Source organism: Plantibacter flavus, from assembly GCF_002024505.1.
Classification (GTDB): domain Bacteria; phylum Actinomycetota; class Actinomycetes; order Actinomycetales; family Microbacteriaceae; genus Plantibacter; species Plantibacter flavus_A.
On sequence record NZ_CP019402.1, the window covers coordinates 1,566,452 to 1,585,424 of the forward strand.

General features: G+C 71.1%; 15 protein-coding genes and 1 pseudogene. 7 read left to right on the forward strand and 9 right to left on the reverse strand.

Annotated features, from left to right (window positions below; all coding sequences use genetic code 11):
- Positions 1-5: 5 nt before the first annotated feature.
- From BWO91_RS07385 to BWO91_RS07395, 3 genes are read right to left on the reverse strand one after another with little or no spacing between them, the layout of a single operon-like run.
- Positions 6-1,181 carry an Mrp/NBP35 family ATP-binding protein gene (locus BWO91_RS07385; protein ID WP_079002127.1) on the reverse strand — a complete coding sequence of 392 codons (1,176 nt, stop codon included), beginning with the start codon at positions 1,179-1,181 and terminating at the stop codon, positions 6-8.
- Positions 1,174-1,716 (reverse strand): DUF1003 domain-containing protein, encoded by a 543-nt coding sequence (locus BWO91_RS07390; RefSeq protein ID WP_079002130.1) that lies wholly within the window; start codon positions 1,714-1,716, stop codon positions 1,174-1,176. The genes BWO91_RS07385 and BWO91_RS07390 overlap by 8 nt, the downstream gene beginning before the upstream one ends.
- Positions 1,694-3,007 (reverse strand): magnesium transporter MgtE N-terminal domain-containing protein, encoded by a 1,314-nt coding sequence (locus tag BWO91_RS07395; protein ID WP_064296171.1) that lies wholly within the window; start codon positions 3,005-3,007, stop codon positions 1,694-1,696. The genes BWO91_RS07390 and BWO91_RS07395 overlap by 23 nt, the downstream gene beginning before the upstream one ends.
- Before the next feature lie 68 nt (positions 3,008-3,075).
- On the opposite strand from BWO91_RS07395, the gene BWO91_RS07400 reads away from it, so the two are divergent.
- Positions 3,076-3,579, forward strand: coding sequence for a general stress protein (locus tag BWO91_RS07400; RefSeq protein WP_071261021.1), 504 nt, complete (start codon positions 3,076-3,078; stop codon positions 3,577-3,579).
- 42 nt (positions 3,580-3,621) lie between these two features.
- On the opposite strand, the gene BWO91_RS07405 is transcribed toward BWO91_RS07400, so the two are convergent.
- Both BWO91_RS07405 and BWO91_RS07410 read right to left on the reverse strand, forming a co-directional pair.
- Complete coding sequence (locus BWO91_RS07405; protein WP_064296173.1) at positions 3,622-5,019, reverse strand: aminopeptidase P family protein; 1,398 nt, start codon at positions 5,017-5,019, stop codon at positions 3,622-3,624.
- 41 nt (positions 5,020-5,060) lie between these two features.
- Entirely contained in the window at positions 5,061-6,098 is a 1,038-nt protein-coding gene (locus BWO91_RS07410) for an endonuclease/exonuclease/phosphatase family protein (protein ID WP_079002132.1), read from the reverse strand.
- An 82-nt stretch (positions 6,099-6,180) separates the two neighbouring features.
- Here BWO91_RS07410 and BWO91_RS07415 point away from each other — a divergent pair, with 82 nt between their 5' ends.
- Positions 6,181-7,035, forward strand: a complete 855-nt coding sequence (locus BWO91_RS07415; protein WP_064296175.1) for a PHP domain-containing protein — start codon at positions 6,181-6,183, stop codon at positions 7,033-7,035.
- Positions 7,036-7,181: 146 nt separating this feature from the next.
- Here the strand turns inward: BWO91_RS07415 and BWO91_RS07420 are convergent, their stop codons facing one another.
- On the reverse strand, positions 7,182-8,741 hold the full coding sequence (locus BWO91_RS07420; protein WP_197479085.1) for a DEAD/DEAH box helicase: 1,560 nt from the start codon (positions 8,739-8,741) through the stop codon (positions 7,182-7,184).
- A 136-nt stretch (positions 8,742-8,877) separates the two neighbouring features.
- Between BWO91_RS07420 and BWO91_RS07425 the strand changes: the two genes are divergently transcribed.
- Positions 8,878-9,597, forward strand: a complete 720-nt coding sequence (locus BWO91_RS07425; RefSeq protein WP_079002134.1) for a ferritin-like fold-containing protein — start codon at positions 8,878-8,880, stop codon at positions 9,595-9,597.
- A 75-nt stretch (positions 9,598-9,672) separates the two neighbouring features.
- Here BWO91_RS07425 and BWO91_RS07430 read toward each other — a convergent pair whose 3' ends face one another.
- Both BWO91_RS07430 and BWO91_RS07435 read right to left on the reverse strand, forming a co-directional pair.
- Entirely contained in the window at positions 9,673-9,972 is a 300-nt protein-coding gene (locus BWO91_RS07430; RefSeq protein WP_064296178.1) for a hypothetical protein, read from the reverse strand.
- A gap of 2 nt (positions 9,973-9,974) precedes the next feature.
- Positions 9,975-10,199: a DUF3107 domain-containing protein gene (locus tag BWO91_RS07435; RefSeq protein WP_064296179.1), complete on the reverse strand. Its 225-nt coding sequence runs from the start codon at positions 10,197-10,199 to the stop codon at positions 9,975-9,977.
- Positions 10,200-10,340: 141 nt separating this feature from the next.
- Between BWO91_RS07435 and BWO91_RS07440 the strand changes: the two genes are divergently transcribed.
- From BWO91_RS07440 to BWO91_RS20200, 3 genes and pseudogenes are all read left to right on the forward strand, one after another.
- Entirely contained in the window at positions 10,341-13,526 is a 3,186-nt protein-coding gene (locus tag BWO91_RS07440; protein ID WP_240555716.1) for a UrvD/REP family ATP-dependent DNA helicase, read from the forward strand.
- A gap of 92 nt (positions 13,527-13,618) precedes the next feature.
- A pseudogene (locus BWO91_RS07445) lies at positions 13,619-15,751 on the forward strand (ATP-dependent helicase); the annotation flags it as partial.
- A 518-nt stretch (positions 15,752-16,269) separates the two neighbouring features.
- Positions 16,270-16,797: a PD-(D/E)XK nuclease family protein gene (locus tag BWO91_RS20200; protein ID WP_240555788.1), complete on the forward strand. Its 528-nt coding sequence runs from the start codon at positions 16,270-16,272 to the stop codon at positions 16,795-16,797.
- Here BWO91_RS20200 and BWO91_RS07450 read toward each other — a convergent pair.
- Positions 16,707-17,966 (reverse strand): phosphotransferase, encoded by a 1,260-nt coding sequence (locus BWO91_RS07450; protein WP_079002135.1) that lies wholly within the window; start codon positions 17,964-17,966, stop codon positions 16,707-16,709. The two genes, BWO91_RS20200 and BWO91_RS07450, sit on opposite strands and share 91 nt — an antisense overlap.
- Positions 17,967-18,029: 63 nt before the next feature.
- Between BWO91_RS07450 and nudC the strand changes: the two genes are divergently transcribed.
- A complete protein-coding gene (nudC, locus tag BWO91_RS07455; protein WP_079002138.1) occupies positions 18,030-18,968 on the forward strand; it encodes an NAD(+) diphosphatase in 939 nt (312 codons plus the stop codon).
- Positions 18,969-18,973: the final 5 nt, after the last annotated feature.

Below are 18,973 nucleotides of genomic sequence, written 5' to 3' on the forward strand. Positions count from 1 at the left end.
ACGGCTCAGTTCGTGCTGACGCCGAGACGGCGACCGGCGAGGCCACGCGGTCTGGCAGCGAGCTGTCCGGCCAGCCGGAGGATCTCGGCGGCCGCGGGATCCGTCGAATCCGAGAGCACGATCGGCAGCCCGGCATCTCCACCTTCCCGAAGCGGGACGCTGAGCGGGACCGAGGCGAGGAGCGGTACCGGTGCGTCCTGGCCGATCGACAACCGCGCTGCGAGCGCCTCGCCACCCCCTGAGCCGAACAGCTGCAGGATGCTGCCGTCGGACTGGGGGAGACCCGCCATGTTCTCGATGACGCCGTGGACGCGCTGCCCGGTCTGGCGCGCAACCACGCCGCTGCGCTCGGCGACCTCGGCGGCGGCCGGCTGCGGTGTCGTGACGACGAGCACCTCGGCGTGGGGGAGCAGCTGGCCGATGGAGATGGCGACGTCCCCGGTGCCGGGCGGGAGGTCGAGGAGCAGGACGTCGAGGTCGCCGAAGAACACGTCGGTCAGGAACTGCTGGATGGTGCGGTGGAGCATCGGTCCGCGCCAGGCGACGGCGACGGCGGTGGTGCCGTCCGTCGGTGCGTCGATGAACATGCCGATCGAGACGACCTTCACGCCGTGGGCGACCGGTGGCAGGATCATGTCGCCGACCTGCGTCGGTTTGACGGCCACGCCGTCCTCGACCAGGCCGAGGAGCCCCGGGATGGAGAACCCGTGGACGTCCGCGTCGACCAGGCCGACCCGCAGACCACTGGCGGCGAGTGCGACGGCCAGGTTCGCGGTCACCGTCGACTTCCCGACACCGCCTTTGCCGCTCGTCACGGCGTACACACGGGTCAGTGAGTCCGGGCCGAACGGGATGCCACGGGCGCTCCGGCCGCCTCGCAGGCGCTCCGTGAGCGCTTGACGCTCCGCCGTCGACATCACCTGGACGTCGACCGCGACGCTCGTGACCCCGGGGGTCGCCGCGGTGGCCTCACGCACGTCGCGCTCGATGCTCGCCGCTGCCGGGCAGCCGACGATCGTGAGCTTGATCGTGACGTCGGCCGCACCGTCGTCGTCCACCGTGATCGGGCCGACCATGTCGAGTTCGGTGATCGGTTTGCGGATCTCGGGGTCGATGACGCGGGCGAGAGCGGTCCTGATCCGCTCGGCGAGGCCGGTGTCGGCCGCGTCGGCGTCAGCCACGCCGACGCTCGGGCCCGTCGTGTTCGGGCTGGTCGGCGCGATCCCGATCGAGTTCCTCGAGCAGGGAGCGCAGTTCGGCGCGGATGAAGTCCTTCGACGCCATGTCCTTGAGGGCCAGGCGCAACGCGACGACCTCACGGGCGAGGTACTCGGTGTCGGCGAGGTTCCGTTCGGACCGCTGCCGATCCTGCTCGATCTGCACGCGGTCGCGGTCGTCCTGGCGGTTCTGGGCGAGCAGGATGAGCGGCGCCGCGTAGGAGGCCTGGAGGGAGAGCACGAGCGTCAGGGCGACGAAACCGATGTCGACGGAGTCGAACCGGAGGGAGAGCGGTCCGTAGGTGTTCCAGCCGATCCAGAGGATGACGAAGAGCGTGAGGCCGAGCAGGAACCACGGGGTGCCCATCGCCCGGGCGATCCACTCCGTGAAGCGGCCGAAGCGGTCGCGCGAGGCCGGCGCGCGGCGGATGGACCGCACGGAACTGCGAAGTCCCTTCGGAGCGTCGAGCCTGATCTCATTGCGGGGAGCTCGTGCCACGACCTGCCCTCCTTCCGTTCGATCCGAGCCGCTGTTCCGACGGCGGGAGTTCGTCGTTCTCGTCGATGCTGCGCCAGTCGTCGGGGAGCAGGTAGTCGAGCACGTCGTCGATCGTCACGACCCCGAGCAGGCGGTGCTGTTCGTCGACGACGGGCACCTGGACGAGGTTGTAGCTGGCGAGGATCCGCGAGACCTCGGCGGCGGAGGTACGGACGCCCACCGGGTCGAGGCTCTGATCGAGCAGCGTGCCGAGGCGCTCGTGCGGCGGGTATCGGAGCATGCGCTGGAAGTGCACCATCCCGAGGAAGCGTCCGGTGGGCGACTCGTACGGCGGCAGAGTGATGCACACGCCTGCGGCCAGCGCGGGAGCCAGCTCGGAGCGGCGGATCGACGCGAGGGCCTCCGCGACGGTGGCGTCGGCGGAGAGGATGATCGGCTCGGTCGTCATGAGACCACCCGCGGTCTCCGGGTCGAACCGGAGCAGCATGCGGACGTCCTCCGCCTCCTCCGGTTCCATGAGCTCGAGGAGGTGCTCTCCGCGATCCTCGGGGAGCTGGGCGATGAGGTCGGCGGCGTCGTCGGGCTGCATCTGGTCGAGGACGTCAGCCGCGCGGTCGTCGTCGAGCTGGCCGAGGATCTGCACCTGGTCGGTCTCGGGCATCTCCTCGAGCACGTCCGCGAGTCGGTCGTCGGACAGCTCCTCAGCGACCTCGATCATCCGGTCGCGCGGGAGGTCGAGGAGCGTGTTCGCGAGGTCGGCCGGTTTCAGGTCGGCGTAGGTCGCGATGAGCTGCTCGGCGGACTGCGCCTCGCCGAGTTCCTGCTCCTCGCGCAGCTCGTTCCAGGTGGCGAAGGTCGTCGGGCCCTTCACGAAGGGGGAGGCGGTGGTCTTCGGGCGGCGGACGAACAGCTGCGACACCTGCCACTCGCCGGGCCCCTGCTCCTCGATGGCGACATCCTCGATCGTCGCCTCCTCGCCGGTGGTCCGGAAGACGACACGTCGGCCGAAGAGTTCGGCGATCACGCGTACCTCGCCACCGCGCTGCTCGAACCGGCGGACGTTGATGAGTCCCGTGGTGATGATCTGCCCGGCACCGATGCTCGTCACGCGGCCGATCGAGACGAACACGCGGCGCTTGCCGGGGATCTCGACGATGAGGCCGACGACCCGCGGTGGTTTGCCGGTGCGGTAGACGACGAGCACGTCCCTGACCTTGCCGACACGATCGCCCGCGGGGTCGAAGACGGTGCACCCGGCGAGCCTGGCGACGAACACTCTGGTTGCACTCACGACTACTAACCTACCCGCCGGTGGTCGGCCTGGAGTGCCCGCTCCGGGCGGGGTGAGAGGATGGAGGTATGAGTGATCCGCGACAGTTCGGCCGGAAGGGCGCCCCGGCGCTCGGCGTCATCCCGCGAGGCGAGACGGTGGCCAGCTACGAGAGCTACGAGTCCGCGCAGGCCGCGATCTCGTCGCTCGCCCACACCGATTTCCCGGTCAAGGAGATCTCGATCGTCGGCAGCGATCTCAAGAGCGTCGAACGCGTCACCGGTCGCCTCAGCTACGGCCGTGCTGCGGGAGCCGGTGCGGTCAGCGGTGCCTGGCTCGGACTGTTCCTCGGGCTCGTCCTCGTCATCTTCAACCCCGAGACGAACCTCATGCTGCTCGGTGCCGCGGTGCTCATGGGTGCCGCGTTCGGCATGCTGTTCGGCATCGTGTCGTACTCGGTGACCCGCAAGCGGCAGGAGTACACCTCGGCCACGCTCGTCGTCGCGACGCGCTACGACCTCATCGTCGGCGGTGAGCTCGCGAACCGTGCACGCAACCTCCTGGAGCGCGGCCCGGAGTCCGACGCGGGCTGATCCAGCCGCGTCAGGCTCCGAGCCGTCGCCCGACGGACGGGCTCAGCGCGCGAGCCAGGCCTCGACCTCGTCCGCGGTGCGCGGGATGCCGGCGGAGAGGTTCTCCGCGCCGTCCTCGGTGACGAGGATGTCGTCCTCGATCCGGACGCCGATGCCGCGGTACTCCTCGGGGACCGTGAGGTCGTCGACCTGGAAGTAGAGGCCGGGCTCGATGGTGAAGACCATGCCTGGCTCGATCACGGCGTCGGCGTACATCTCGCGACGTGCCTGGGCGCAGTCGTGCACGTCGGTGCCGAGGTGGTGGCTCGTCCCGTGCACCATGTACCGCCGGTGCTGCTCGTTCTCCTTCAGGAGCGCTTCCTCAGCGGTGACGGGGAGCAGGCCCCACTCGGCGGTCTTGCGTGCGATGACCGCCATCGCGGCCGCGTGCACCTCGCGGAACCGGATGCCGGGGCGGACGATGGCGAAGGCCTCGTCGGCCGCCTCGCGGACGGCTTCGTAGACCCTGCGCTGGACCTCGGTGAACGTGCCGGACACCGGGAGCGTGCGGGTGATGTCGGCGGTGTAGTAGCTGTCGAGCTCGACGCCGGCGTCGATGAGGATGAGGTCGCCCGGGACGACCCGTCCGTCGTTGCGTGTCCAGTGGAGGATGCAGGCGTGCGGTCCGGCGGCGGCGATGGTCTCGTACCCGACGCCGTTCCCATCGGCGCGAGCCCGCCCGGCGAAGACGCCCTCGACGATGCGCTCGCCGCGCTCGTGAGCGAGGATCTTCGGGAGTTCGGCGATGACGTCGTCGAAGCCGCGCGCGGTCGCGTCGACGGCGAGACGCATCTGCGCGATCTCGTAGGCGTCCTTCACGAGGCGCATCTCCGACACGGCGCGCGTCAGCTCGTCGTCGACGTCGACCGTGAGATCGGCGGCGTCGGCCGTGAACGCCGAGAGGTCGGCGGTCGTGACCGCGAGGTCGGCCGCCACCTGGGCGAGCGACGGACGCGCACCGATCCAGAACTCGCCGATCGCGGCGTTCGTGTAGAACTCGTCGGTGTCGCGGCCCGCTCGCTCTCGGAAGTACAGCGTCGCGGTGTGGCCGGACCCCTCGGGATCGAGCACGAGGACGCTGTCGGGCTCGGTGTCGGCCGCCCAGCCGGTGTAGTACGAGAAGGCGGAGTGCGCCCGGTACAGGTAGTCGGTGTCGTTCGACCGCTGCTTCATCCCGCCCGCGGGGAGGACGAGACGCTGACCGGGGAACTGAGCGGACAGGCGTTCACGACGAGCCGCTGCCAGGCCGGCGGTCTCCCGCGGCTCCGGCAGGACCTCGGGGCGGTCCGCCCACCCGGTGCCGATGAAGGCACGGAAGCCCTCGGACCAGGCGGCCGCCCGGTTGGAGGTCGCCTCGGTCTGGACGGTGTTCGAACTGGATGTGTCTGCGGAAGTCGCCATGCCCCCATTGTCGCACTGCGGTGGCGACAGGTGCCCGTCGCTCAGCCCGCCGTGCGGGGGAGCAGCGTCGCGACCACGGGCCGGTGATCGCTGCCGGTGCCGTCGACGTCGGTGAGCACGCGAGCCGACACGGTGACCCATCCCGGTGACGCCATGACATGGTCGATCGGCGCGCCGAGGACCGCCGGGAGCTCGGTCGGCCAGGTACCGAGCCCGGCTGCCGCGTCGGCCGCGGCGGCGTCGTGGCATGCGCCCAGGTCGCCGACGCCGCGCAGTCCGGCGAGGTGGTCGAGCGTCGCGTTGAAGTCACCGGCCATGATCATGTCCGCGTCGTCGGTGCAGCGGTCGGCGAGATCGGCGAGTTCCGAGCGCCAGTCGTCGAGCCGACTCGGCAGTGGGGCCGTGGTGTGGACGGCGACGAGGGTCGGTCCGCGACCGAGGACCGGATCGGCGATGAGGGTCTCCGAGCGTTCGATGGCGGTCGGCCCGGTCGCCGTCGGTACGCGGACCGCGTACTCGCCGAGTCCGGTGCTGATGAGGAGGCTCGTCCCTCCTGCGTCGGCGGTGGTCGAATGCGCCACCATCGGCCGTCCGGCGGCGGTCATCGTGGCGGCGACGACCGCCGCGGTGTCGGACGAGGTCTCCGGGAGGGCGACGACGTCGGCGCCCTCACGCACCGCGATCGCCGCGATCGTCCCGGGGTCGACGGCGTCGCCGAGGGTGTTCCAGGCGAGGACCGTGACCTGATCCGCGAGATCGGTCGCCTCACCGGCGACCATCTGATCGTCGACCCCGCGGTTGGCGGTGACGACGGCGCCGGTGACCGAGACCGCGGCGAGGACGACCGCCAGGAAGGCGGGGAGCACGCGGAGGGATCCCCGGACCAGGATCGTCGTCACGAGGCAGAGGAGGGCGCCGCCGGCGGCGGCGATCGCCACGACGAGGCGGAACGCGCTCAGTTGGACGACGACCTGGGCCTGTTCGAGACCGAACAGACCGGGGAGGACGGCCACGACCAGCAGGGCCGTGGTCGCGATCGCGAGCACGGCCGCGATGACGCCACCGACGGTCTTCAGCACCCGCGTCAGCGTAGGCGAGCGGTCTGGGAGTCCTCGGGGCGGGACCTGCGACTAGGGTGGAAGCGTGGTGAGCGCTCGAGACATGCACGGCCCCGCCGATCTGCACACGCACTCGAGCGTCTCGGACGGCACGGAGACGCCGACGCAGCTGATGCGCGCTGCCGGTGCCGCAGGGCTCGGCACGATCGCCCTCACCGACCACGACTCCACCGCCGGCTGGGCCGAGGCGGCCGTCGAGTCGCGTCGCCAGGGCATCACGCTACTCCCCGGAATGGAACTGAGCACCCGCTACGAGTGGCGGAGTGTGCACCTGCTCGCGTACCTCATCGATCCGCTGAACGGCGACCTGCTCCAGGAGACCGCGAAGATCCGGGAGTCCCGGCTCCGGCGGGCCGAAGGCATCGTGGCACGCATCGGTGACGACTACCCGCTGTCCTGGTCGGACGTCCTCGCGCAGACCCGCGAAGGCGCGACTGTCGGCCGGCCCCACATCGCCGACGCCCTCGTCGCCCTCGGGATCGTGGCCGACCGTGGTGAAGCCTTCGACGGCATCCTGCATCCGCGCACCGGGTACTACGCGCCGCACTACGCGCCCGACCCGCTCACGGCGGTCAAGCTCGTCCGCGCCGCCGGTGGTGTCCCGGTGATCGCCCACCCGGTCCCGGCCGGTCGCGACCGGATGCTGCCCGAGCCGTACTTCCGCGAGCTCGCCGATGCGGGTCTGTTCGGGCTCGAGATCGAGCACCGCGAGAACACCGAGGAGGGCAAGGTCGTCGTGCGCCGGATCGCCTCAGAGCTGGGCCTCGTCGCTACCGGCTCGAGCGACTATCACGGCACCGGTAAGCCGAACCGCCTCGGCGAGAACACCACGGACATCGACGTGGTCCGGCGCATCGTGGGCGAGGCCACCGGCTCGGCGCCCGTCCTGCCCGACTGACCCGCGGCGCGTCGGGAGTTCCCGTCGAACCTCTTCCGGTCACTGAGCCTGTCGACGTGCTCACGGAGCGTCCGGCTCCGAGCGCAGCGCTCGCGACATGCGGAACGCCCGCATCCGGAAGGGTGCGGGCGTTCTGCGTGGTGGATCTACGCCGTCGGTGCCGGGGGTGCGGTGCGGCGCGTCCGGCTCCGACGGCGGGGAGCGCTGTTGCCGTCGCGGTGCTCCGGACCGTGGCCGTCGTGTGTGCCTGCCGCAGGCGCGCTGCGGTCGACGGTGTCGGTCGAGGCGGCGTCGTGCGTCCGCGAGTGGGCGCGGGTGCTCGGCTGGGACTCGAGCCGGGTGCTGGTCGGCTGGGTGCGGTCGCCTCCGCGTCCGCCGCGCTCACCACCGCGACCGCCGCTGGTCCGCGAACCGTCGCGTCCACCGCCGGTCCGGGAACCGTCGCGTCCGCCTGCGCTCCGCGAACCCTCGCGTCGCGGAGCGGGCTCGACGGCCTTGGCGGGCTTCAGTCGGCCCTTCGTGCCTTCGGCGATCCCGAGGTCGGTGAACAGGTGCGGGCTCGAGGAGTAGGTCTCCGTCGGCTCCGGCTGGCCGAACTCGAGGGCGCGGTTGATGAGCGCCCACTTGTGGAGGTCGTCCCAGTCGACGAACGTGACGGCGATACCCGTCTTCCCGGCACGACCGGTACGGCCGACGCGGTGGAGGTACGTCTTCTCGTCCTCGGGGATCGTGTGGTTGATGACGTGGGTGACGTCGTCGACGTCGATGCCACGGGCGGCGACGTCGGTGGCGATCAGGACGTCGCGTTTGCCAGCCTTGAACGACGCCATCGCCCGCTCGCGCTGCTCCTGGTTCAGGTCGCCGTGCACCGCCGCGGCGTTGAACCCGCGGTCGGTCAGTTCCTCGACGAGCTTCGCGGCGGCACGCTTGGTCCGCGTGAAGATCACGGTCTTGCCGCGACCCTCGGCCTGCAGGATGCGCGAGATCACCTCGTCCTTGTCGAGCGAGTGCGCGCGGTAGATGAGGTGCTTGATGTTGGCCTGCGTGAGCCCCTCGTCGGGGTCGCTCGCCCGGATGTGGATCGGCTTGCTCATGAAGCGGCGGGCCAGGGCCACGATCGGACCGGGCATGGTCGCCGAGAACAGCATCGTGTGACGCGCGGCTGGGGTCTTGGAGAAGAGCTTCTCGATGTCGGCGAGGAAGCCGAGGTCGAGCATCTTGTCGGCCTCGTCGAGCACCATCTCGGTGATGCCCGAGAGGTCGAGGAGACGCTGGTTGTTGAGGTCGATGAGACGGCCGGGCGTTCCGACGACGATCTGGGCGCCGGCCTTCAGCTGCTCGATCTGCCCCTCGTAGGCCTTGCCACCGTAGATGGAGACGAGCGTCGTGGAGCGGTTCGAGATGAGGATCTCGATGTCCTCGGACACCTGGACGGCGAGCTCACGGGTCGGGACGACGACGAGGGTCTTGACGCCGGGAGCCGGGTCGAGGCCGAGGCGCTGGACGATCGGGATGCCGAACCCGAAGGTCTTGCCCGTGCCCGTCTTGGCCTGGCCGATGATGTCCTGGCCGGCGAGCCCGAGGGGGATCGTCTGCTCCTGGATGGGGAATGGTTCGATGATGCCCTTGGACGTGAGGGCGTCGACGATGTCCTGGTCGACACCGAGATCAGAGAAAGTCACGGAGATACCTGTCAGTGCAGTCATGGTCTACACCTTCGATTGCACACAGGTGTAGGGCCCCGATCCGACGCCGGGGCACGGCTATTCTACCCGGGAGGTCCCGAGAGGCCGCTGGGCGCGCGGGACACGGCGATCGGCGTGCTGCGGATAGGGTGGTCGCATGGCTCGTTGGTTTGCACGACGTCGGCGTCCCGGCACGCAGACGCCTCGTCTGCGCTCGCGGGAGGACGCCGTCCAGGCGACCCGCGTCGACCTCCACGAGCTCGCGCCCAGCACCGCGGACTACCTCGGTCAGGTGGCGCAGCTGCAGCTCGGGTTCTTCATGACGCTGTCGTTCGCCGTCGAGCACGCTCCGAACGACGCCGATCGGGAGACGCTCGCAGAGGCCGCCGCCACGGCGCTGCGCAAGCACCAGGCGCTGCTCGCGTGGCTCCGGAGGACGAGCGACGACCCGGGCGCCGTGCTCGAACCCTACGCACGCACGCGGGACGAGTTCCAGGCGATCCTGCGAACCGGTACCTGGGACGAACTCCTGCTGGGCGTCCTCGTGGCGCGGGGCTTCCTCGACGAGTTCTTCGCGCAGCTCGCACGCGGCCTGGACGGAGCGGACGCCCGGGATCTGGCTGCCATCGTCGCCCCCGGTCCCGAGGAGGACCCGCTCGTCGGGATCCTGCACCGGGTGATCGCATCGCATCCGGAGCGCGCTTCGACGCTCGCGATGTGGGGCCGCCGGTTGCTCGGCGACACCATGCTCGTCGCCAGGTCGGCCCTCGTGACCGAGAGCAAGGCGCTGCCGGACGACGCCCGGGTCGAACCGGTCTACACGGAGCTCATCGCGAACCACACCAGACGGATGGACGCGCTCGGGCTCACGGCCTGACCGGTCGTCCCCTCCGACACGACGACGCCGCCGCTCCGGCTGGAGCGACGGCGTCGATCGATCGAGCGCCTCGGGTCAGGCGGCGACGCCCTGCTGCAAGCGGGTCAGCATCGCCTCGTCCGACGAGGTGCGGACGCGGACGAGCACGAGGTCGACCACCACACTCACGATGACGGACGCGCCGAAGGCGAGCACCCAGATCCAGCCGCCGTCCCACGCCATGCCGGCCCACGTCGCCGCGACCCAGACCACGGCGGCGACGAGCGTCGCGACCGCCGGGATGAGGGCTGCGCCGTGCTGGTCGCGGCCGGGCAGGAGGTAGCGGACGGCGAGACCGAGGATGGCGCCGCCGAGCACGACGAAGAGGAGTTCCATGGTCAGCCGACGAATCCGATGCGGCGGGACTCCTCGGTTCCGAGCTCGACGTAGCCGATGCCCGCGGTCGGGATGAGGTAGCTGGTGCCCTTGTCGTCCTTGAGTGCGAGCAGCTTGGCGTCCGTCTCGAGCGCGGTCTTGACCGCCTGTTCGATCTCCGACGCCGGCTGCGAGGTCTCGAAGCCGATCTCGCGAGGGCTGTTGAGGATTCCGATGCGAATTTCCACCTTGAGTGCCTTTCGGTTGCGTAGGGCAAGACTACGGGAGTCGTGGTCCTCCGACCGGCGCGGGTCGGCTGCTGTCAGCGAACAGCGGAACGCCGGTCGGCCGTCGCGGTGATGTCGGGAGCCTCCGGTAACGTGCGGACCATGACCGTTCCCGACGCCTCCGACGATCCGACGGGTGCGGTCCGTGACGCGGGCCGCGCGCCCGCCGGCGACCCGGCTGTCGGCATGGGTGTCCGGCTCGACGACTCGCAGGACGCCGTGCTGCGGCTCGCGGACGACCGGTCCGCCGTCGTACTGGGGGCTCCCGGCACGGGCAAGACCACCACGCTCATCGAAGCGGTGGCGGAACGCGTGCACTCGCGCGGCCTGCGCACCGACGAGGTGCTCGTCATCGCCTCCTCCCGGTCGTCGGCGCAGGTCCTCCGCGACCGCCTCGAGGCACGGGTCGCGCGCGCCACACCCGGATCCCTGGCGCGCACCGCCATCTCCCTCGCCCTCGAGGTCATCGCGGGCTCCGGGGCGTTCGCCGGTTCAGGACGACCGCGGTTGCTGACGGGCGGCGAGCAGGACCAGACCATCGCCGAGCGACTCCTCGGCGACGAACAGGACGCGACCGGTCCGCTGTGGCCAGCGGAGCTCGGTCCCGAGGTCAGGCGCCTGCAGGGGTTCCGCACCGAGCTCCGGAACCTCATGGAACGCAGCGTCGAACACGACGTCGCGCCAGCCGAGCTACGTCGGCTCGGTACCGAGCACGGGCGTCCGGAGTGGGTCGCGTCCGCGGGCTTCATCGAGGGGTTCCTCGCCGACGACTGGCGCGGACACCTCACGCCCGCGGCGGCCCTCGCCCGCGCCGTCCGGCTCCTCGACGAACAGGAACCGGGGACGGGCGTGCTCCGCAGCCTGCGGGTGGTCTTCGTGGACGACGCCCAGGAGGCGACCCACGGCGTCCTGCAGCTGTTCGCCGCGCTCGCCCGACACGGGGTCGCGATCGTCGCGTTCGGCGACCCCGACCTCACGACGGGTGCCTTCCACGGTGCCCGTGCCGACGCCCTCGGGCGGTTCGCCGAGGTGCTCGGCCGCCCGGTGGACACGCTCGTGCTCGAGCAGGTCCACCGCGGGACACCGGACATCCGGGCGACGGTCCGCGGCGTCGCCGAGCGCATCGGCACGGCCGGCGCCGGACTCCATCGCACGGCCGCGCCACCGGTCGATGACGCGGAGACGCCCGAGCACTCCGTCGTCACCGTGGCGGCCGGTTCCCCGGCCGAGCAGATCGCGGTCGTCGCACGCTTCCTCCGCGAGCGCCACGTCCTCGACGGTGTCGCGTGGGCCGACATGGCGGTGGTCGTCCGCAGCGGCGGGCTGATCCCGGCGATCGAACGGGGTTTGTCCTCCCTCGAGGTGCCCACCCGGGCGAGCACCGGCGGAGCACCGCTGCGCGACCACCCGTTCGTCAGGTCGGTCCTCCTCGCCATGTCGGTGGCGCTCGGGCGGACGCCGCTCGACGCCGAGGTCGTGACCGAACTCCTCCACAGCGCGCTCGGCGGACTGGACTCGATCGGGGTCAGGCGACTCCGGGCCGCGCTCCGCCACGCCGATCTCGCTGAGGGCCTCGACCGCAGCGCGGACCGCCTGCTGGAGGAGGCGTTCGCCGTCCCCGGTGCACTCATCGGACTCGAGACGCCCTCCGCCGCCCGCGCCCGCTCACTCGCCGACAGCCTCGCCGAGGCGAGCGCGCAGGCAGCGGCGGGCGCGTCCGCCGAGGAACTCGTCTACGGCCTCTGGTCGCGGAGCAGACTCGAGCGCTCCTGGGTCTCGCTGTCGAAGGGCAGCGGTCAGGCCGCCGAGGAGGCGAACCGCGACCTCGACGCGATCACCCAGCTGGCCGACGCGGCACGGACCTTCGTCGAGGCGGAGCCCGACACCCCGGCCTCCGTCTTCCTCGACCGCCTGCTCGAACAGACGGTCGGCGACGACTCCCTCGCGCCGACCGGCCTCCGGGAGGCGGTCACGATCGCGACGCCCGCCGCCCTGGTCGGTACCGCGTTCGACACGGTCGTCGTCGCCGGCATGCAGGACGGCGTGTGGCCCAACCTGCGGGTCCGCGACTCACTGCTCGGCGCCTCGGAGCTCGTGGAGCTGCTGGAGGGCACGGCCACGGCGACAGCGGACGCACGACGCGCGGTCCTCCACGACGAGCTCCGACTCTTCGCCCAGGCGACCTCCCGTGCGCACCGGTCGCTCATGGTGGTCGCGGTCGTCGACGACGACCACCAGGCGAGCCCGTTCCTCACGCTGCTCCCGGAACCCGATCCGCACCGGGCGTCCCTGTCGCCCCTGTCGCTCCGCGGCCTCGTCGGCACCCTGCGTCGCTCGCTCACTCGCCGGATCCGCCCCGCGGACCCTGCCGAGCGTGCCGCGTCCGCCTCGGCCCTGGCCATCCTCGCGACAGCGGGAGTACCCGGCGCCCCGACCGAGGAGTGGTACGGCGTGGCCGCACCGAGCTCGACGGCACCGCTGCACGACCCCGCCGTCGAGGAGCTGCCGGTCTCCCCGTCCCGCATGGAGGCCTTCGAGGAGTGCCCGCTGCACTGGGCGATCGCCCGACTGGGCGGCGGTGCCTCCGGGTTCGCCTCCGGGCTCGGCACGATCGTGCACGCCGCGCTCGAGCACGCGGAGTCCTCCGACGAGGCCGCGCTCTGGGCAGCGGTGGAGGACCGCTGGGACGAACTCCACTTCGAAGCGGACTGGGAGGGCGCGGCGACGAAACGGCGTGCGGCGGAACTCGTCCACCGGCTGTCGGCGTACCTCCACGACGCGGAGCGGGCGGGCGTGACCTCGATCGGCAACGAGAGCCGGTTCAGCCTCCGCATCCCCATCGGTGAGCTGGGCGGCGCGGCCGTGCTCGGCGGCTCGATCGACCGCGTCGAGCTCGTGCCCGACACCGACGGGACACGGCGCGTCGTGATCGCCGACCTCAAGACCGGCAGCTCGGCGCCGAGACAGGACCGGGAGGTCGCCGACATGGCGCAGCTCGGCGCCTACCAGCTCGCGCTGGCGTCCGGCGCGATCGCCGGTACGGAGGGGCTGCTGAGCGGTGGCGCGAAGCTCATCGTCGTGTCGGCAGGCACGAAGCGCAAGGAGTACTACGACCCGGCCCAGCCGGCCTTCGACGACGAGGCCCTCGAGCGCTTCCGCGAGCGTGTCCTGTCGGACGCGATCGGCATGGCGGGAGCGGTGTTCGAGGCCCGTGTCGGGACCCACTGCCATGACCCGTTCGCGTTCGGCGAGTGCGCCATCCACGTCGTCCCGGCGGTGAGCTCATGAGCACGGAGGAGACTTACTCGGCCGAGATGCTTGCCGGCCTGCTCGGCCTTCCGCAACCGACGACGCAGCAGGTCCATGTCATCGAGGCACCCATGGCCCCGGTCCTCGTCGTCGCCGGTGCCGGCAGCGGGAAGACCGAGACCATGGCCTCACGCGTCGTGTGGCTGCTCGCCAACCGGCACGTGAGCGTCGACGGGATCCTGGGGCTCACCTTCACCAGGAAGGCCGCGGGTGAGCTGGCGGCACGGATCGGCAAGCGGATCGCCGCCCTGCAGGACATCGGGATCCTGGATCCCGCGGCAGACGCGCTCTTCGACCGTCCCGAGGTGTCCACCTACAACGCCTATGCGAACGCCCTGTTCCGCGACAACGCCCTCCTGGTGGGCCGTGAGCCCGAGTCGGTCCTGCTGTCCGAGGCGTCCGCCTGGCGACTCGCGCGACGCGTCGTGGTCCGGCACGGAGACGAACGGCTCGCCGCCCTCGGCAAGTCCGTCGACCAGGTCGCCGAGCTCGTCCTCTCGCTGAGCCATGAGCTCGCCGAGATCGACGGCACCACCGAGGAGCTGCTCGGCTTCGTGGAACGGTTCGTCGGCATCGGCGAGCTCCCCGACGGCGGTCGCGGGGCGTACGCGCAGATCGACCAGGCCGTCGAGGTCGTGGGTGCCCTGCCGGTCCTGCTCGACCTCGCGCACCGGTACGCCGACGAGAAGCGCCGGCAGGGACTCGTCGAGTTCTCCGACCAGGTCGCCCTCGCGCTCGCCGCCTGCGAACGTTCGCCGAAGGTCGCCGCCGTCGCGCGCGATCGCGCGGGCGTCGTCCTGCTCGACGAGTACCAGGACACCTCGGTCGTGCAGACCAGACTGCTGTCGACCCTGTTCGCCGACCACCCCGTCATGGCGGTCGGCGACCCGCACCAGTCCATCTACGGCTGGCGCGGCGCGAGCGCGGCGAACCTCGCGCGGTTCTCCCGCGACTTCAGTCGCGAGGTCGCCGCCACCCAGTTCAACCTGTCCACGAGTTGGCGGAACGACCATACGGTTCTCGAAGCCGCGAACGTCCTCGTCCGCCCGTTGCAGCAGCAGGCGCAGACGGCGGGGAAGCTGCGTGTCCTCGACCTCGAGCCGAAGCCCGGCGCCGGGGCGGGCTCCCTCGCCGTCGAGTTCCCCGAGACCGGTGCCGAGGAGATCCGGATGGTCGCCGAGTGGTGCGCCGACCGGTTGCTCGCCGAACGCGGGGGAGATCCGGCCGGTTCGGCAGCGATCCTGTTCCGGGCGCGTCGACCGATGCAGGAGTTCGCCGACGGCCTCGCCGCCCTCGGCGTCCCGCACCACATCCTCGGCCTCGGCGGTCTGCTCTCCTCGCCGGAGATCGTCGACGTGACGGCGGCACTGCGCGTCATCCACGATCCCGGTGCCGGGTCCTCGCTCATCAGGCTGTTGAGCGGACCACGCTGGCGGATCGGCGTCCACGACCTCGGTCACCTCGTGGAGGTGGCCCGGTACCTGCAGGCCATCGACTGGAAGACGAAGCGGTACGACGCCGAACTGGCCGCCCGGCTCCGCGAGTCGGTCGCCGACGACGACGGGCGGTCGATCATCGACGCGCTCGACTTCATCGCCGCCGACCGCGTGCCGGCCGGCCTCGCCGCCGGGTTCACCGACGAGGCGCGTTCGCGTCTCCGGGAGGCCGGTCTGGTGTTCGCCTCCCTGCGGCGTCGTGCGGGCAGCGGCCTCCCCGATCTCGTCAGAGCGGTCGAGCGCGAGTTGCGACTCGACATCGAGGTCGTCGCGAACGAGTCGACCGGATCCGCGGCGCGCGCTCCGGCCAGACTGCAGGCGTTCCACGACGAGGTCATCTCGTTCATCCAGGCGGAGGAGCAGGTGACGCTCGGCAGCCTGCTGGCCTGGATCGACCGCTCGCTCGCCCGAGACGACCTCGGACCGGCGAGCGACGCACCCGACCAGGGTGCCGTCCAGCTGCTCACCATCCACGGTTCGAAGGGCCTCGAATGGGACCATGTCGCGATCCCGCGGCTCGTGGTCGACGAACTGCCCGCCAAACCGAAGGACGGCAAAGGCTGGGTGCGTCTCGGGACGCTGCCGTACGACTTCCGAGGCGACGCGGCGGAGCTGCCGGAATTCGCCTGGCGGACGGCCGAGACGCGGAAGGAGGTCGTCGACGCTCAGCTCGCCTTCTCGGAGGCGCTCGGCGAACGCGCGCTCGACGAGGAACGCCGGCTCGCGTATGTGGCGGTGACCCGCGCCAAGCACGACCTCCTGCTCACCGGCTCGTTCTGGTCGGGCGATCGGAAGCGGCCCCGTGCCGCGAGCACCTATCTTCTGGAGCTGGCGTCGGCGGGGGTCATCGCACCGCTCCCCGCCGCATCCGCCTTCGAGGAGAACCCGGTCGACTCCGGTGCCGCGGTCCTCGACTGGCCACTCGATCCGCTCGGAGCGCGTCGGAGCGTCGTCGAACGGGCGGCGGCCGAGGTCGAGCAGCGGCGCGGGCGACCTGAGTCCGAGCTGCTGGCGACCCTCGGCCCCCTCGAGAACGAGCTGACGCTGCTCCTCGAGGAACGACGCCGTGCCGCGACGACGACCGCGCGCGGTGAACTCCCGGTGCGCATCCCCGCGTCCAAGTTCAAGGAGTTCGTCACGGAACCGGACGCCGCACTCGAACGACTGCGTCGCCCCGTCCCGCAACGGCCATACCGGCAGACCCGCCTCGGAACCCGGTTCCATTCGTGGGTCGAGGCGCACTACGGACGCTTCGGATTGCAGGAGCTGGTCGACGCGCTCCCCGAGGAGCTCGACGTCGAACGCCCGGGCCGGACGCGTCGGAGGGGATCGGGTTCGAGGAGCTCACCGAACGGTTCCTCGCCTCGGAATGGGCTGACGTCCGGCCGGTCGAGGTCGAGACCGAGATCCACGTGCCGCTCGGTGACACCGGACGAGTGGTGGTCTGCAAGCTCGACGCGGTGTTCGAACGCGGGGACCGGTTCGAGATCGTCGACTGGAAGACCGGCGCGGTACCCACGACGCCTGAGGACGTACGGAACGCCTCGTTCCAGCTCGCGCTCTACCGTCTGGCGTACGCGCACCACCGGGAGGTCGACCCCGAGCGCGTCGACGCCGTGCTCTACTACGTGAGCCACGACGTGCAGCTCCGGCCGGAACGCCTCTACTCGGAGGAGGAGCTCCTGTCGGAGTGGGAGCGGTCCTTCGGGGAGGCGGCCGAGTCCCAGAGCTCGAACGACGAGGTGTCGATCTGATCCGTGGCGTTCGGGTCCGCATCGGTTCCGGCGTGGTCGCGATCGTCGTCGGTCTCAGCGTCGTCCGTGTCGTCGACGTCCGAGCCGCCGGGATCGCGGCCGAGGGCGCGCTCGAGCTCTGAGCGGTCGTAGGTGTCGGTCTGCATGGCGATGCCGGGGGAGGACGAGCCGATCGGTGTGCGGTCGAGCATGTCCTCGACCTCGTCGACGTCGAGGACGGGTCCGGTCGTGGTGCCGAGGGGGTCCGTCACGTCGCCGAGCACGCGGTCGACGAGCCCGTCGAGCATCGCGACGGCGTCCTCGACGATGGTCTCGTCGTGGCTGTCGCGACCGTGCAGGAGCCAGCGCGCGATCTCGAGTTCCGCGTAGAGCCGGGCGCGGAGGGTGACGAACCGGTCGGGTCCGCGAGAGCACGAGGCGGCGTAGGCGGACAGGGCCTGCTCGCCGGTCGCGCCGAGCGTCGCGATCCAGTGGAGGTCGAGGGCCGGGTCGCCGACCCGCAGTGAGCCCCACTCGATGACGCCGTTGACGAGGCCATGGCCGTCCTGACGGATGACGAGCACGCGGTCCGCGGCGAGGGATCCGTGGATGACGGTGGGCTGGAACTGCCAGAGCGAGTGGTCCTCGACGGCCGCCTGCCAGCGCTCCCGGACGGCGGTCGGGAGGAGCCGCGTCTCGGCGGCGCGGGACACGATGCGGTGCGCGTCCGCCCGGATGAGCTCGGTGGACAGCAACGGGAGGCCCGCTTCCGCGATGAACGCCGTCGGGAGGGAGTGGATCGCGGCGACCGCGGCACCGAGCGAGTCCGAGAGGACCTCGTCGCGGCCGAGCGCGGTCGGGTCGAGGTGACTGCCGGCCACGAAGTCGAGCACGACGGCGCGAGTGCCGTCGACGGGCAGTTGGCCCACGACGGTCGGGGCGTCGAAGGGCAACCTGCTGCGGATACCGGGCGTGAGTGCGCGCAGGGCGATGAGGTCCGCGGACTGCTCCGTCTCGGCCTGCTGCGAGGTCGGGATGCGCACGATGAGCTCGCGCCCATCGCCCGTCACGAGACGGGCCGCGTCGTAGTTCCCCTCGCCGCCGGCGGTGTGCGCGCCGGACCCGCGGACCTGGAGGTCGGCGACGGCCGAGGTGGCCAACGCGGCTAGAGTGAGATGGGATCTGGCCATGACATCCAGGGTACGGGGCCGTCCCGGTGAGCCGCGCTCGCCACGCCCTCAGAGAGGTTGTCCATGACGATTCAGGTTCGCGCACTCGCCGGTCTACCGCTCGCGAGGGGCGGACTCGACCGTCACGGCGAGCTTCGTTCCCGACCGGACGTGCTCGACGAGCTGCGGGTCGACCCGAACGCCCGAGCCGTCGTCCTCCGCGGTCGGCGCGCACTCGTGACCGGCGACGCGCTCGACCTCCTGGTTCCCTCCGATCTTCCCGAGCCGGAGCTCATGGTCTACCTCGGAAGCACCGTCGAGGACAGCCCTGGGACGCCACCGGGCACGGACATCCTGCTCTGGGTCCTCGCCGACGCCGACGCCGACGCGATCACCGAGGATGAGGACCGCTGGTTCGACCTCCGTCGGAGCGGACATCGCCTGTCGGACCGCGATGTCGGGATCCTGGCGACGTCGCTCGCCATCGCCGGCTGGCATCGTGCCGAGCCGTTCTGTGCGCACTGCGGCTCGCCGACCACGGTCCGCAACGCCGGCTGGGCGCGGCACTGCCCGGTCGACGGCAACGAGCTCTTCCCGCGCATGGACCCCGCGGTCATCGTCGCCGTCGTCGATCCTCAGGGACGGATCCTGCTCGGGTCGAACGCGATGTGGGAACACAACCGGTATTCGCTGCTGGCCGGGTACGTCGATGCCGGCGAGTCCCTCGAGCAGGCCGTCGCCCGCGAGATCTTCGAGGAGTCGGGAATGCGTCTCGGCACGCCCGTCTACCTCGGTTCGCAGCCGTGGCCGTTCCCGCGTTCGCTCATGCTCGGTTTCGTCGCCCCGCTCGCGGCGGATCAGGATCCGGAGGCACTCGTCCCGGACGGTCAGGAGATCCTCGACCTGCGGTGGTTCACGCGGGAGGAACTCGAGGACCCGTCCACCGACGTCATCCTCCCCGGACCGTCGTCGATCGCACGAGCCGTGATCGACGAATGGCTCCGCGGATCCTGGTCTCGATGAGGCGC

What these genes read in the sequence shown, in the direction of transcription:
- BWO91_RS07425 (WP_079002134.1), top strand. Translation starts at nt 8,878, where the DNA reads ATGGCTCGTTGGTTTGCACGACGTCGGCGTCCCGGCACGCAGACGCCT.
- nudC (WP_079002138.1), top strand. Translation starts at nt 18,030, where the DNA reads ATGACGATTCAGGTTCGCGCACTCGCCGGTCTACCGCTCGCGAGGGGC.
- BWO91_RS07400 (WP_071261021.1), top strand. Translation starts at nt 3,076, where the DNA reads ATGAGTGATCCGCGACAGTTCGGCCGGAAGGGCGCCCCGGCGCTCGGC.
- BWO91_RS07450 (WP_079002135.1), bottom strand. Translation starts at nt 17,966, where the DNA reads ATGGCCAGATCCCATCTCACTCTAGCCGCGTTGGCCACCTCGGCCGTC.
- BWO91_RS07405 (WP_064296173.1), bottom strand. Translation starts at nt 5,019, where the DNA reads ATGGCGACTTCCGCAGACACATCCAGTTCGAACACCGTCCAGACCGAG.
- BWO91_RS07440 (WP_240555716.1), top strand. Translation starts at nt 10,341, where the DNA reads ATGACCGTTCCCGACGCCTCCGACGATCCGACGGGTGCGGTCCGTGAC.
- BWO91_RS07420 (WP_197479085.1), bottom strand. Translation starts at nt 8,741, where the DNA reads ATGACTGCACTGACAGGTATCTCCGTGACTTTCTCTGATCTCGGTGTC.
- BWO91_RS07430 (WP_064296178.1), bottom strand. Translation starts at nt 9,972, where the DNA reads ATGGAACTCCTCTTCGTCGTGCTCGGCGGCGCCATCCTCGGTCTCGCC.
- BWO91_RS07415 (WP_064296175.1), top strand. Translation starts at nt 6,181, where the DNA reads ATGCACGGCCCCGCCGATCTGCACACGCACTCGAGCGTCTCGGACGGC.